General features: G+C 43.1%; 15 protein-coding genes. 3 read left to right on the forward strand and 12 right to left on the reverse strand.

Annotated elements, in window-relative coordinates; all coding sequences use genetic code 11:
* Window positions 1-37 precede the first annotated feature (37 nt).
* The 8 genes from EJA10_RS06955 to EJA10_RS06990 form a co-directional block, all read right to left on the reverse strand.
* Entirely contained in the window at window positions 38-1786 is a 1749-nt protein-coding gene (locus tag EJA10_RS06955) for an ABC transporter ATP-binding protein (protein WP_125479273.1), read from the reverse strand.
* 207 nt (window positions 1787-1993) lie between these two features.
* Window positions 1994-2452: a TlpA family protein disulfide reductase gene (locus tag EJA10_RS06960; RefSeq protein WP_125479274.1), complete on the reverse strand. Its 459-nt coding sequence runs from the start codon at window positions 2450-2452 to the stop codon at window positions 1994-1996.
* A 269-nt stretch (window positions 2453-2721) separates the two neighbouring features.
* Window positions 2722-3849: an N-acetyldiaminopimelate deacetylase gene (locus EJA10_RS06965; RefSeq protein ID WP_125479275.1), complete on the reverse strand. Its 1128-nt coding sequence runs from the start codon at window positions 3847-3849 to the stop codon at window positions 2722-2724.
* Window positions 3850-3910: 61 nt separating this feature from the next.
* On the reverse strand, window positions 3911-4621 hold the full coding sequence (gene dapD, locus EJA10_RS06970; RefSeq protein ID WP_125479276.1) for a 2,3,4,5-tetrahydropyridine-2,6-dicarboxylate N-acetyltransferase: 711 nt from the start codon (window positions 4619-4621) through the stop codon (window positions 3911-3913).
* 128 nt (window positions 4622-4749) lie between these two features.
* Window positions 4750-5643 carry a transcriptional regulator CcpC gene (locus EJA10_RS06975; protein WP_125479277.1) on the reverse strand — a complete coding sequence of 298 codons (894 nt, stop codon included), beginning with the start codon at window positions 5641-5643 and terminating at the stop codon, window positions 4750-4752.
* Between the two features lie 112 nt (window positions 5644-5755).
* The gene (locus EJA10_RS06980; RefSeq protein WP_125479278.1) at window positions 5756-7270 is read right to left on the reverse strand and encodes an MDR family MFS transporter; all 1515 of its coding nucleotides are present in this window, start codon (window positions 7268-7270) and stop codon (window positions 5756-5758) included.
* 55 nt (window positions 7271-7325) lie between these two features.
* Window positions 7326-7772: a cyclic-di-AMP-binding protein CbpB gene (cbpB, locus tag EJA10_RS06985; protein WP_125479279.1), complete on the reverse strand. Its 447-nt coding sequence runs from the start codon at window positions 7770-7772 to the stop codon at window positions 7326-7328.
* 168 nt (window positions 7773-7940) lie between these two features.
* The gene (locus EJA10_RS06990; protein ID WP_023627836.1) at window positions 7941-8177 is read right to left on the reverse strand and encodes a YkuJ family protein; all 237 of its coding nucleotides are present in this window, start codon (window positions 8175-8177) and stop codon (window positions 7941-7943) included.
* A gap of 184 nt (window positions 8178-8361) precedes the next feature.
* Here EJA10_RS06990 and EJA10_RS06995 point away from each other — a divergent pair, with 184 nt between their 5' ends.
* Entirely contained in the window at window positions 8362-9324 is a 963-nt protein-coding gene (locus EJA10_RS06995) for an MBL fold metallo-hydrolase (RefSeq protein WP_125479280.1), read from the forward strand.
* 1 nt (window position 9325) lies between these two features.
* The gene (locus tag EJA10_RS07000) at window positions 9326-9565 is read left to right on the forward strand and encodes a glutaredoxin family protein (protein WP_125479281.1); all 240 of its coding nucleotides are present in this window, start codon (window positions 9326-9328) and stop codon (window positions 9563-9565) included.
* Between the two features lie 69 nt (window positions 9566-9634).
* On the opposite strand, the gene EJA10_RS07005 is transcribed toward EJA10_RS07000, so the two are convergent.
* The 3 genes from EJA10_RS07005 to EJA10_RS07015 all read right to left on the reverse strand — a co-directional run bounded on the left by EJA10_RS07005 (window position 9635) and on the right by EJA10_RS07015 (window position 12100).
* A complete protein-coding gene (locus EJA10_RS07005; RefSeq protein ID WP_125479282.1) occupies window positions 9635-10306 on the reverse strand; it encodes a DUF3993 domain-containing protein in 672 nt (223 codons plus the stop codon).
* Between the two features lie 271 nt (window positions 10307-10577).
* Window positions 10578-10820, reverse strand: coding sequence for a hypothetical protein (locus EJA10_RS07010; protein WP_125479283.1), 243 nt, complete (start codon window positions 10818-10820; stop codon window positions 10578-10580).
* A 74-nt stretch (window positions 10821-10894) separates the two neighbouring features.
* On the reverse strand, window positions 10895-12100 hold the full coding sequence (locus EJA10_RS07015) for an EAL domain-containing protein (RefSeq protein ID WP_125479284.1): 1206 nt from the start codon (window positions 12098-12100) through the stop codon (window positions 10895-10897).
* Between the two features lie 171 nt (window positions 12101-12271).
* Between EJA10_RS07015 and EJA10_RS07020 the strand changes: the two genes are divergently transcribed.
* The gene (locus EJA10_RS07020) at window positions 12272-13060 is read left to right on the forward strand and encodes a C39 family peptidase (RefSeq protein WP_125479285.1); all 789 of its coding nucleotides are present in this window, start codon (window positions 12272-12274) and stop codon (window positions 13058-13060) included.
* Between the two features lie 56 nt (window positions 13061-13116).
* Here the strand turns inward: EJA10_RS07020 and EJA10_RS07025 are convergent, their stop codons facing one another.
* Window positions 13117-13344, reverse strand: a complete 228-nt coding sequence (locus EJA10_RS07025; protein ID WP_246017708.1) for a hypothetical protein — start codon at window positions 13342-13344, stop codon at window positions 13117-13119.
* Between the last annotated feature and the right edge of the window lie 143 nt (window positions 13345-13487).

A 13487-nucleotide genomic window follows, 5' to 3' on the forward strand; every position in this document is an offset into this window, starting at 1 on the left:
CACTTTGTTCATGTCCGTCATCACTCTCTTGTTTCAATCAACCAGTCTGGCTTACCTTCTTTCGGTCCTTGAATTGGATTTCATATATTTTCTGATATGTTCCGCCATTCTTGATTAATTGCTCGTGTGTGCCTCGTTCTGCTATCGTTCCATTTTCAAGCACGATTATTTCGTCTGCATGCTTTAAGGAAGAGATTCTGTGGGCAATGATGAAGGTCGTTCTTCCTTTCATTACTTCAAGCAATGCCTTCTGTATTTTGAACTCAGTTTCCATATCCACAGCACTTGTGGCATCGTCGAGGATCAGGACGCTCGGGTTGACACAAATTGCCCTTGCAATTGCAATCCTTTGCTTCTGCCCTCCTGATAAACCCATGCCTCTCTCGCCGAGAATGGTTTCGTATCCATCGGGCAGTTCCATGATGAAATCATGCGCCTGGGCCCGTTTGGCTGCCGCAATGATTTCTTTCTCTGTTGCATCCGGTCTGCCATACGAAATATTGGCCCTTATGGATGAGGAAAACAGGAATGACTCCTGGAGTACGATCCCTATGCTGCTGCGCAGTGAGCGTAAAGAGTAATCCTTGATGTCGCGGCCATCAATCAGGACTTTTCCTTCGACAGGCTCATAAAATCTTGTCATCAGCTGAGTAATGCTTGTTTTTCCGGAGCCGGTAGAGCCAATCAGCCCTATTGTCTTTCCCGGGCGCGCCTTGAAGCTTATATCGTATAATGCTTCTGAATCATCTTCTCCGTAACGGAGGGTAACATTTTGGAACTCAACATCGCCTGAAAGCTTCTCCATTTCTAACGCTCCCTGCTTCTCTTTAATCTCAGCGTCTGCCTCCAGGATTTCGAGCAGTCTCTCTCCGGATGCCTTTGATTGAGAAAACAGGTTCACGACAAACCCCAGGTTCATGATCGGCCACATGATATACCAGACAAGGCTGTAGAAAGCGACTAGTTCCCCTGGCAGCAGTGAGCCGTTCATAACGAGATACCCTCCATATCCCAGGAGCAGGACCACACTTAAATTCCCCATGTACTCCATAAAAGGAAAATACTTAGCCCAAATTTCCGAGGTGAATAAGTATTTGTCTTTATAGTCACCATTTGAATCATTGAATCTGCCAATCTCATAATCTTCCCTCGAGAGGGATTTTACAGTATTGATCCCGCTGATGTTTTCCTGTACCTTCGTATTCAGCTTACCGAAAGATTTCCTTATTCCCCTGAAGGCAGGATGGACAGCACGATCAAATTTATAGACAGCTACTGCCAGGAAAGGCAGTGTCGCAAGTGTCACAAACGTCAGAGAAATAGAATAATAAAACATCACTGAGAAGCTGATTCCAATCAGTAAGACAAAGCGGATCAATTCCGAAAAGCCGAAGCTGAGGAAAAAGCGGAACCCCTCCACGTCAGCCGTAAGTCTGGACATCAAATCTCCCGTTTTCGCATTATCATAGTAACGGAAGGAAAGGAACTGCAGTTTCTCATAAAGGGAATTCCTAAGTTTATAAACGGAATGAATGCCAAACAAATCGCCAGTGTATTGGTAAATATAAGTGCAGATACCCTTTACAAACATGAAGCCCACAAAGCTGGCTACCAATACTGGGATTAAATTGTACCTGCCTCCAATGATGACTTCATCAATTGTAAGCTGCAGGATCATCGGATACACCACAGTAATGGCGGTAACGATCAACATGAAAAAGATGGACCAGATAAAATAATTTTTGTAGGGCCAATAATAGCCTTGCAGTTTTTTGAATGTATCCATTCATTTCCCCCCTTGGAAAATAGAGAATCGTAAGAACCTCTGTTTTTTTGGAAAAGGTTAGCAAAAACAAAAGGCACGTATACATTAATATATCGGCTTTCGAAATATTTTTCCAGCCTTTTTTAAGAATTTTTTAATTTTTTTGTCAGTAAGAATAGTCAGATACAAGCGGACAATAAAAAGCCGGCATCAGCCGGCTCTTGCTTTCTATTCTTCCGTTTTTTCCATTTCGTCAAGGACACGGTTCACACGCTTTTCTAGCATTTTCATGCCGCTGCCGCCCGCCTGAAAATGCCTAAGCTTGCCATCTTTATCAAAAACATAGTATGCGGGGACATATTGGTTTTCAAAAGCGTCCGTAAGCTTATGACTATTATCAATGAAAATAGGCTGGGTGATGCTGTGGTCTGCTGCTACCTTCTTGATTTCCTCAAGATTCAAGTCATTCTCTGACCGGGGCATATGGACAGCTATGACATTAAGCTTGCCTTGGTAAAGGTCGCGAAATTCATTAATCTGAGGCATCGCTTCCTTGCATAAGTGGCAGCTGATGGACCAGAAGTGGATGAGGGTTGGCTTTTCACCGATCAGCTGATTTCTTGTGACTTCACCATTCAGCCATTCACTTGCTCCTGTCAATTCAGGCATTGGTTCACGTAATCTCATATTTGGCACCTCTCTCTATTAGGATTAGCTGTAAAAAACAGTTCAGTGGTTAGAACTAATAGACCTAACATATGCCAGGCCCTATGTGCTTTCAAAGATGCATTTTATATACGGGTTCAGCGGAAAATATTCCTTTGTCTGAATATTAGTGTATCACCATCCATGTTTTGCACCAAATAATAACGTAAAGCTGTTTACTGATTTAGGACTTATCGATCATACTGCTATTAAACAAAAAGAGGGCTGGCAGAAAGCCAGCCCATTTTACATTATTTTTTCCCTTTCCATTCAATGTACCTTGTAAGTAAGTCAATTGCTGTCCCGATGGCATTTTCATCCGGATTCAACTTGGCATGATGCAATCCATATCCTGAGTTTACTCCGAGCCAGAACATGAATCCAGGTATTTCTTTCAGCATGTAGCCAAAGTCTTCGCCAGTCATCGCTTCCCTGCAAACAACAACATTGACTTGCTCGTTGCCTTCTGCAAATTGTATAAATTCCCGCGTTAATTCTTCATGATTATATACTTGATGGTACATGGCACCATAATCAATCGCAGTTTTACATTGATACCCTACTTCAACCCCATGTACAAGCGCCTCGATCCTTTCTTTCACCTTAGCCATCGATTCAATGGACAGGGTGCGGATCGTCCCTTCTATCCTTGCTGTTTCAGCAATGATATTCTGTACGGTCCCCCCGGTAATCTTCCCTATTGTTACAACTGCACTATCAAGGGGATCAATATTGCGGGCAACAATCGACTGAAGCTGGGTAACAAGGGCACACGCAGCCACCACCATATCATTGGTCTGGTGAGGGTACGCAGCATGCCCCCCTTTCCCTGCCAAATCAACGAACAATTCAGAAGTATTGGCGAACAAGAGCCCCTCCCTGGTAGCAATGGTACCGACAGGATATTCCGGAGCGATATGCAGCGCGAGAATCATATCCGGTTTCCATTCCTTCATGATTTCCGTATTTAACATCGGCTCCGCTCCCCCAGGCCCCTCTTCAGCAGGCTGGAAGATAAAAAGCAAATGATCATCTAGTAGCTGGTTGACGAAGTGAGTGATCAGCCCAAGCGCAATTGACATATGAAGGTCATGGCCGCATGCGTGCATTTGTCCTGTATGGGTGGATTCGAATTCGAGACCTGTTGCTTCGGTAATCGGCAGTCCATCTATATCAGCCCTGTAACCAATCGTCTTTGTCGGATTCCCACCTTTGACCCTGACAAAGATTCCGGTCTCCCACGTTTTGATTTCCAAACGTTCTTGTGGGAGCCGGCTCAAATAATCCAGCAGATAGGCCTGTGTTTTATATTCCCTAAAGCCTAGTTCAGGAATTTGGTGCAAGTCTCTTCTAATTTTAATGAAAGAATCAAAATCCATCGAGTAATCCCCCCTTATAAAAGAAAGCGCGGATTGAGGATCCACGCTTTCTCGCATGCTATTAAAGCTGGCGAAGCTCTTGCTTGATTTCAGTTTTTGATTTTGTTTTTTCGTCGATTTCCTTGATGACGCGTGCCGGAGTTCCAGCTACGACTGTATATGGAGGAACATCATCAATGACAATCGCGCCTGCAGCTACAACAGCGCCTTTTCCAACCGTTACACCTTCAAGAACAACAGCATTCGCCCCGATTACAACATCATCCTCAACAACGACTGGCTTGGCTGAAGGCGGCTCGATGACACCCGCAAGTACGGAACCAGCACCAATGTGGCAGTTCTTGCCGACTGTCGCACGTCCCCCAAGGACCACGTTCATATCGATCATCGTGCCTTCACCGATGACAGCACCGATATTGATGGAAGCGCCCATCATGATGACCGCATTGTCGCCAATTTCCACCTGGTCACGGATGATCGCACCTGGTTCAATACGAGCTTTAATATTCTTCATATCAAGCAAAGGAATCGCTGAGTTCCTGCGATCGTTTTCTACTACATATTCTTCAATTTTTGCCTGGTTTGCTTCAATAGCCGGGTTGATCTCAGCCCACTCACCAAAAATGACCCCAGTGTTTCCGGAAATGAACGTTTTTGTGTTTTCGCCAAATTCGATTCCTTCAAGATCACCTTTGAGGTATACCTTAACAGGTGTAGCCTTTTTACTATTTTGAATAAACGAAATGATTTCGTTAGCATCCATCATTTTCATGTTCTTTTTACCTCCAGATATGTATTGTCGAGGTTCTTCTCAACCTGCTCACAGTAAAGCGGGCTAGATGAAAACAACCATTTTCTAAAAATTACTTTAACAAACAAAAGTGTCGAAAACAAGAAAAACTATTTATCATTCTGTTTTGAGTCCACTATATGTTCTTTCACGATTTCGATGAATGCCTGAACCTGTTTAAGCTGGAATGCAGACTCATACCCAAGCAGCCAGGTGTCCCTGCCAAGCGGTTCATTATTTTCGTCATGGAGCGGGACCTTGAATATATCCTTCTCAGCTCCGTTCAGGGTTATGGCCGGCAGAATAGCGTACCCAATTCCATTGAATGTCATCTGCTTACATGTTTCGATCTGGTCCACGATAATCGTCCTTCTTGGTGCTGTCTGGAATTGCCTCAGCCACCAATCCTGGATTTCCTGGTAGTAATTTGAATCACTTTTGAACTGGATGAACGGCCTGTCCGTTTCCAGGACCTGCTCTGGGCTGGTGATTTCGGTATCGACCAGATAAAGATTATCCTTGAACAAATGGATCTTGACACCCTTCCAGTCAGGTGTACCCCTAATGATGCCTATATGGACCTGGTCTTCATACAATGCTTTTGAGATTTCACTGCTCCATCCTGTTACGAGTGAAATCTTTGCCTGAGGGTATCGGTTCACATATTTCTTCAAGACCTGAGGAAGCCAGTTTTGTCCGACAATGGACGCCACGGCTATTTTAAGGGTTCCATATACCTCTGAATTTAATGCATGGATGGATTCCCTCGCTTTTTCTTCCCGATTGATCGTTTCATTCACAAATTGGACGACGATTTCCCCTGCCGGTGTAAGTGTCAGCCCTTTCTGTGAGCGGAGGAAAAGCTTGGCTCCCCAGTCCTTTTCAATAGACTGCAGGCGCTGCGACATAGCAGGCTGGGAAACAAATAATCTTTCCGCCGCCTTCCTCATATTCATTTCCTGAGCCAGCACAGATAATAAATGGAATTCGGATATTGATGACATAGTAAAACCTCTTTATAAGTTTTGCTTATCTTATATTTTAATTAATCCTTCTTAACTATATCAAAGATTGTAATCTCAATGACGAAAAGAGTATCACACAGAAAAATTCAAATCACTCAGCAGTTTCTTCTTTTTTTGGCATGAATAGGATGAACAGCATACTGATCACCGCAAAGACCAAGACAACAATGTAAACAGAATGCAGTGCGTTTGTCAGAGCATCCTGGAGGACCGTTTTCAATTCGATTGGCAATTTCATCCTGTCAGCCTCATTAAGCAGGACGTTAGCAGTATCGATGGAAAAATCCTGATCAGAAGCACCGTTCCTTTTCATGTAGGAGATTATGCTGCTGTTGAGTACGCCGCCAAGAAGGGCAGCACCCACTGTATTTCCAAGGTTTCTCATGAACATATTCGCAGCTGTCGCAATGCCCCTCTGCTGCCACGCAACAGTGCTTTGTATCGACACAATGAAGGCTGTGCTCGTCAGCCCCATCCCGACTCCGACAAAGAATGAGCCTGCTGCTGCCCAAAGCGGTCCGGCTTCCGGCGTAAGCGTAACGAAAAGAATGCTTCCGAAAATCAAAGAAGCCCCTCCAAACAAAGATGTCGTGCGATAGCCTATTCTTAACAGGAGGCGCCCCGCGACTGCTGCTGCGATTGGCCACCCTATAGACATGGCCGTTAATGTGAAGCCTGCTACAATCGGCGACCTCTCCATTACACCCTGGACAAACGCCGGGAGGAAACTCGATATGCCTATCAACATAACTCCTGTAGTAAGAGATGTCATATTGGCTATAAAAATTGACCTCTCCCGCCAGATATTAAATGGCATCATCGGTTCGGCTGCTCTTCGTTCCTGGAATATGAAGAATATAAAGGCCAATACACTTAGGGCAATCAATCCAATCGTTTTTGGCGAGGTCCAGGCCCAATTCGTTCCCGCCTCCACCAGGACAATCATCAATGAACTGATGGCCGCTGTCAGCAGGATGGCCCCTGGATAATCGATCTGTTGTTTCTTTTTCTCGATGTTTTCGTGCAAATAAAGCCAAAGCCCGGCAATTGCCAGTATTCCTAGTGGAACATTGATCCAGAAAACATATCTCCAGCTCGCATATTCAACAATAAGTCCACCGAGAGCTGGTCCTGAAACGGCAGAAATCCCCCAAACACTGGAAAGATACCCCTGTATCTTTGCCCGTTCCTCCCTGGTGTAGATATCCCCTACAATTGTAGTGGCGATTGGCATGACAGCCCCGGCACCAAAACCCTGGATAAAACGGTACAGGATAAGCATCTCCATTGTTTCCGCCGTACCGCATAAAATTGACCCAATCAGGAACACAATAATCCCAAAAGTCAAAATCGGCTTTCTTCCAAAAAGGTCGGAAAGCTTACCATAAATAAGGACTGTAACAGCATTCATCAATAAATATGCCGAGAACACCCAGCTGTATAGTGCAAAACCCCCAAGATCGCCAACAATGGCTGGCATAGCGGTTGATATGATGGTTCCTTCAACTGCCCCCATAAACATAGCAAGCATGACTGTCGCAAGTACATAGGGACGCTTTGTCACCCGTTTTCCCTCATTTTGCTGAGGATTCCCCGCTTGTCCCATACTTTCACCTCTATACGTAAAAAATTCAGCCCCCGAAGCCGGGAGCTGTTGTCATTTATCTTTTATTTTGCTTTTTGACATGCTTTGTCAGCTGATGCAAAACTGTCCGCCTTGTCAAAATCCCCTCAAAAATACCAGATTCATCTTCGATGCACAAAAATGGATGGTCAACAAGAAGATCCAGAGAAGATTGAAGGTTGGAGTGGATATTGACCCTGGGAATTTTTTTATTCATTGCCTCTTCAACCCGTTTTCTTTCCAGTTGTTCAAATTCGATTCTTTCCAGGCCAAGGATGGAATCCATTATGATGGGTGTACTGATTAAACCCAGAAGGCGATAGTGGGGATCGAGGACTGGAATCGCGGTGTAGCCGCTCTTTGTCAAAACCAGAAGGGCATGCTCAAGACTATTGCCAACTTGCACATGGGCAACGCGCTCGGAAGGAATCATCAGGTCCTTAATGGTTAATTCCAAAAACTCTCCGCTGTAAAGACTTATCATGGCGAAAACTCCCTAAAATGGATTTCTTTCCATTTCATTTTAACATAAATCAGGTAAGGGTGCTTTTATTTAGTTTACACTGTATCAAAGAGATTATAAGTAACAATCTTAAACAAGAAAAGGACCACAGGGGGTCCTTTTCTCATTCTGCAGCACATTACAAGGAGATTATTGAATCAAATCAAAAATCTCGATTGTAATCATGTCGATGTTATCAAATTGGTATTTCTTCGGCTTTTCTTTATCATTGTATATTTCCAATTCGTACGTTTCTGTTTTCGGATGGTATGTAACCTGGCATTTACGCTCACCATTTACTTCAAAAAAGCGTTGAGCAGGCTCTCCTCCATTGGACTGCTCTTGCAGATTCTTTAAACGGGTGATAATTCCTTGAAGCTGTGACATTGTTCCCTCTCCTTTCAAACAAGAAAAACCAATTAACTTATAAATAGATTTCGCAATTGGCCTATTTATATCCATGTAAAATGATTTCAGAATATTCATACGTAATTCTTTACATGTCAATATTAACAGAATAAAATATTGTCAGACGATGTACAAGTAAAAGCTTATGAAAAGGAGTGTTTTTTTGAAAAAACCTGTCCAACTATCTGAAAAGCTTTTCCTGATTGATGATTACGATCTGTCCATTGCTGAACGCACAGGCACTTACCTCTTAATGGAAGATGAACTTACACTGATTGAAACTTCTGCAAGTCCTTCCATTCCCCATATCCTTGATGGCCTGAAATCAATGAATGTTACACCTGCCGATATTCAATACATAATCGTAACCCATATCCATTTGGATCATGCCGGGGGAACAGGACTTATGCTCCAGAAATGCCCTAATGCAAAAGTAGTCGTCCATCCAAAGGGGGCTCGTCATTTGGCCGATCCTTCCCGTTTGATACAGGGGGCCAAAGCGGTTTATGGAGAGAAATTCGACCAATTGTTTGATCCCATCATTCCCATTCCCGAAGGACGCTTGGTGGTCAAGGGCGATGGCGATTCCCTTGAGATCAGTCATGGCCTGAAGCTTGAATTCCTCGATACTCCCGGGCATGCGAACCATCATTTCAGTATTTACCATCCTGCTCTCAAAGGGGTCTTTACGGGCGATACTGCCGGGATCTTTTACCCTCAGCTATATAGGGAGGGAATTGAATTCTATCTTCCATCCACTTCACCAAATCAATTCGATCCAGAGAAAATGCGGCACTCGATCGGGAGATATAAAGATTTGGGAATTGAACGGATTTTCTTTGGTCATTATGGGATGTCTGAAAATCCTGCAGCTGTTTTCAAACAGGTTGAGGAATGGCTTGAGGTATTCCTGGAGGAAGCTAAGCTTGCTGTCTCACAAGAAATCCACCCAGATCAGCAGGTCCAGGAAATTACCAGGACCATTTATGGTAAAATAAAAGCCCACCTAACAGAGCAGGGGCTCAATGAGAATCACCCGATTTACGAACTGCTCCACCTTGACATCAATGTAAGCGCCATGGGGCTTGCACATTATTTTCAGAAAAAGAATGGAGGAAGCCGCTGACATGACCGGCATCATCGTATACACCCAGAATGATTGTCCGCCTTGCACCATCATTAAAATGTTCCTGAAAGATTTTGGCTTCACTTATGAAGAGAGAAATATTCACGAGGACGAAAAAAGCAGGCAAGAGCTGACACAGCAATACAATTCCTACTCAACTCCAACGATCGTCATAGGCGATGAAGTCATCACAGGCTTTGACCTGGAAAGACTGAAACAAGTACTGAATATAGACGAATGAGAAGCAGTTAACAAAGCTGAAGAAGCAAAAAGGGTGTCCCATTTTTTTTCGGGAACACCCTTTTTAATCTTATAATAACCCAAACAGCAAGGTCCTGTTTTCATTTTTGAAAATGACGCCAAGCTCCATGAAGGTTTTCAGCATCGAAAAGTTCGGTCCAGTTACAAAGTTCCCTTCATAAGCACTTGAGCGATCCTTTTCGGTTGATTCCGCCTGTTTGGCCTTGGCTTTCTCAGGATATGCTTTATTGATTACTTCCTCAGGAATCTCGTCATACAAATAATCTGCAACCTTCCAGTTTCCTTCTTCCTGTACAAGCTTCAGGCCCTCATAGTGATCATCGTAGCTTACTGGCCCTTCACCATTGCCCGGGAAAAATTCAACAACATAGATCGCATCCTCCATATCCACTACCTTCGTTTTATCTGAGAATGCGTAAAACGGAATGTAGTATGGAGCAAAATCCGTTCCATACGTCTGGTACTGGTTTTCCTGTCCTATCACGTTTTCCTCAATGAACTGGGATTTATAGTCTTCGGTAAAATAAGGATCGAGCACCGCTTCCACCTGCTTCATGGTCCTTCCTTTTTCACTCAGGGAAACCTGGGATTCAAATGCCTTGCCAAGAAATTCAAACACCTGCTCCCGCCCTTTCAATTCAGATTGGGCATTAGCATGAACCGGTACAAGCAACACAAGAAACATACTGAATAAAAATAATAGTCTAGACAGCTTGTCCATTTTCCTCCCCCTTTTCTATGGTGGCTAGTACATACAATTTTACCAACATTTTCCCTATTGGATGATGTAATTCATTCGCAAAATAACATCAGTATCTGACATAAAAAGCTGCTTTCTATTTCCATTTTACCCTCCGCACACGCGAACTAACGCAAAAGTCGAAAAAATTGTAAGTTTATAAGGAAATTCCAAGATGATGCTTTTTTCCTCTGTACCCCACGATTCATGAACATTGATTCTGACTACAAAAAAAATAACCCCCATCAGGAGGTTAATAACCTGCACTTGTTACCGCGAAATAGACGATAAACAACAATACAAGTGAAAGAACAATGATATAGGTTAAGAAAATCGGATTGCGTATATAAGCGTGTTCTTGTACTGCTCCCGGGACCTGGGTATCAAGATTCCCTTGCGCCCTTTTCTGTGCCTTGCCAAAGGACCAGGTATAAAAAAGTCCGGCAACTAGCACTCCCGCTCCCGCCAACAGCAGCATAGTTGTATATATACTCATGTGAATCCCCCTTTTTTAGAAGGCTATATATATAAATTGTGCTTATTCCGGATTGCTATTCGTCATTTCCTTTGTCAAAATAAACCTTCTTTTTCATTCAGGAAATACGGACTTAAGTCAACAAACAAGTACTCCTTTTCGTTTAATGGAAGGGAGAACGTTCGGATGACCTCACCTGATTCAATGTCACTGTACCGGTCAGATAAGATTCCTTTTTTCCCTGTTCTCATTCTGATAATGTTTTCAAGGAAATAAGGTCTCCAGCTCCAGTTTTTATTCAGGTATTCAGGCTGAAGAATCCACTTTTCGCCTGAATTATAAACATTTGGCGACAACTGGAACCCATCCTCATCACATATATACATACGAAAAGCGATTCCTTCAAGGTTTTTCGATAATGTGATCAGCATTTCCTCTGTATCGGACCTCTTGTTCCGTGTGATTAATTCATTGAATTTCAAGTGCAATTCATTCCGCAACTCAAAAAATGAATGCAGCCTTTTCTTCTCGGATAAAATAAACCCATGGATTTGGGTTTTAAGCTTGTCTTTCAGAATGTCTTTTTCAACCAGGGCTGCTTCCGGTTTCCTTAAATAAAACCCCTGATAAAACCTTCCTCCATTTTTCCAGGCAAACTGGAGCTGATAGGAAGTTTCAATGTTTTCAAACAATAATGTGGCACCAATTTTGCGAGCCAGAATTGATAGTGAATGGAGGACATCCAGGTAGGATGGACCACTGGCAGTTGACCTAAGAGAGGACATGTCAATCTTGAGGATTTCGGGTTCGATTCCTGCAATCCTGTCTAAATGGCTGCTTTCATTTCCAACTTTATCAATCGCGACTTTCATTCCAAATGTTTTGTAGTAATTCAATAAATGTTCTAAATGACTCTGTTCATGACGGTCGGAAATTTCAAGGACAATTTGGCCGGGATTTAGTCCTTTTTCACGGTATGAAAGAATCAGCTGAAGAAATTGCTCCCCGTCATCAATCATCAATAATTCAGCATCCCTGTTCACGAACCACAAAATATCCCTGTCATCTGTCTGGGAAGCAATCTCAAGGGCTTTGGTCAGGACAGCATTATCCACTTCATTCCGGTACTCTTCTGGAATGGTTTCATCCTGAAAAAATGACCCCAGGCTCATCTCTTCATTTCCTCTTTTATAGCGGCCAAGAATTTCATATCCGATGATTCTGTGCTCTTCAGCATTGAAAATCGGCTGAAAAAATGGGACGACATTTTCAAGGTCCGTCAATATATCTAAAGCATCCATACATCACCCACTCCCCCATCATTACATGCAGTAAATATCGTCATTATTTTGATATGAATGATTTTATCATATTATGAGTAATCCCTCAGTTACACTGTTTCCATTTTCCTCATATTATAAAAGCGCTGCAATGACCTAAACTATAAACAGAGCTTATGGAAGGATGATGACATGAAAGCGTGGCATTTCATCGGCATTCTTCTTCCATTGCTTGGATGCAGTCACGGCTCGCCCGCCGACTATGAAGTGCATACTCAAAATGCAAAAAATTCACCAATGACAAAAGCAGAAACACCCAGGCCGATTCAGAAAGAGGCAGCCCCTGAACAAGCGACAATTAATCAACAACAGTCAGTTAAAAAGAATAAAGCATTGCTGAACGTACCCTTGATCAAGCAAAACCCGGAACTAAAATATGGATGTGAAGTGACCAGCCTGGCGATGATGCTGAAATACGCCGGAGCTGATACAGATAAAATGAGGCTTTACCAGGAAATTAAAAAAGACAATGATCCAATCAAAAGGACTGCAAGAGGAGATATCCTAAGCTGGGGCAATCCGGCTGAAGGTTTTGTAGGAGATATGACCGGAAGACAGGCAGGGTATGCTGTTTTTGATAAACCAATGGTGGAGTTGACCAACCGATACCTCCCAGGCCGGGCTTTCAACTTAACTGGCAGGGATTTTAATGAAGTACTCGGCCATGTTTCTGCCGGCTATCCAGTAGTTGTGTGGACAACCGGTGACTATCGGCTGCCAGACCGCTGGGAATCATGGACGCATGGCAAAGAAGTCATTAAAACTCCATTGGACCTGCATGCCGTCGTTCTCGTGGGATTCAATGAGAACACGGTCTATATAAACGACCCTTTATCCGGAAGGAAGCAGGTACCTGTAAATAAACAGAAGTTCATCGAAACCTGGAAAGTCATGCAGTCAAGAGCAGTTAGTTACAAATGAGGAAATTGCTATGGATAAGGCTGGAGTTCGCTTCCCGCCTTATTTTTTCTGCTCTGTTATTCATTCTTGCCGCCTTTTTTCACAAGGGATTCATGCAATTTGGTGATTGAGCGGACAACCGTCCTCTTTTTGTTGAATCCCTTTGCGGAAACGGAAAGTCCATTGAATTCTGCAATAGCACTCCCCCAGGTTCCCAGATTGGTGAACCCATATACAAAAACTTTGATATATCCATTTTTGGCAGGAATAAAAATCATTTCAACCTGCATATCATAGTGGTTCAAAGGACAACACCTCTACATGGCCAGAAATATTTTAAAGACAAAAGCCTTTTCATATTTCCTTCTTCTTCCCTTCTGAAATGATTTAAAAACCCTTAACGCTTTTGGTTTACGTTTTATTGCCCTAAAATGGCACTTCATTTTTT

Origin of the sequence: Mesobacillus subterraneus, from assembly GCF_003937825.1 — a bacterium.
Classification (GTDB): Bacteria; Bacillota; Bacilli; order Bacillales; family Cytobacillaceae; genus Mesobacillus; species Mesobacillus subterraneus.

Coding starts and splice junctions, on each gene's coding strand:
- EJA10_RS07010 (WP_125479283.1), bottom strand. CDS start 10,820: ATGAGTATATATACAACTATGCTGCTGTTGGCGGGAGCGGGAGTGCTA.
- EJA10_RS07005 (WP_125479282.1), bottom strand. CDS start 10,306: ATGGACAAGCTGTCTAGACTATTATTTTTATTCAGTATGTTTCTTGTG.
- EJA10_RS07020 (WP_125479285.1), top strand. CDS start 12,272: ATGAAAGCGTGGCATTTCATCGGCATTCTTCTTCCATTGCTTGGATGC.
- cbpB (WP_125479279.1), bottom strand. CDS start 7,772: ATGATAAGTCTTTACAGCGGAGAGTTTTTGGAATTAACCATTAAGGAC.
- EJA10_RS06960 (WP_125479274.1), bottom strand. CDS start 2,452: ATGAGATTACGTGAACCAATGCCTGAATTGACAGGAGCAAGTGAATGG.
- EJA10_RS06980 (WP_125479278.1), bottom strand. CDS start 7,270: ATGGGACAAGCGGGGAATCCTCAGCAAAATGAGGGAAAACGGGTGACA.
- EJA10_RS06965 (WP_125479275.1), bottom strand. CDS start 3,849: ATGGATTTTGATTCTTTCATTAAAATTAGAAGAGACTTGCACCAAATT.
- dapD (WP_125479276.1), bottom strand. CDS start 4,621: ATGAAAATGATGGATGCTAACGAAATCATTTCGTTTATTCAAAATAGT.
- EJA10_RS06955 (WP_125479273.1), bottom strand. CDS start 1,786: ATGGATACATTCAAAAAACTGCAAGGCTATTATTGGCCCTACAAAAAT.
- EJA10_RS06990 (WP_023627836.1), bottom strand. CDS start 8,177: ATGTCACAGCTTCAAGGAATTATCACCCGTTTAAAGAATCTGCAAGAG.
- EJA10_RS07015 (WP_125479284.1), bottom strand. CDS start 12,100: ATGGATGCTTTAGATATATTGACGGACCTTGAAAATGTCGTCCCATTT.
- EJA10_RS07000 (WP_125479281.1), top strand. CDS start 9,326: ATGACCGGCATCATCGTATACACCCAGAATGATTGTCCGCCTTGCACC.
- EJA10_RS06975 (WP_125479277.1), bottom strand. CDS start 5,643: ATGTCATCAATATCCGAATTCCATTTATTATCTGTGCTGGCTCAGGAA.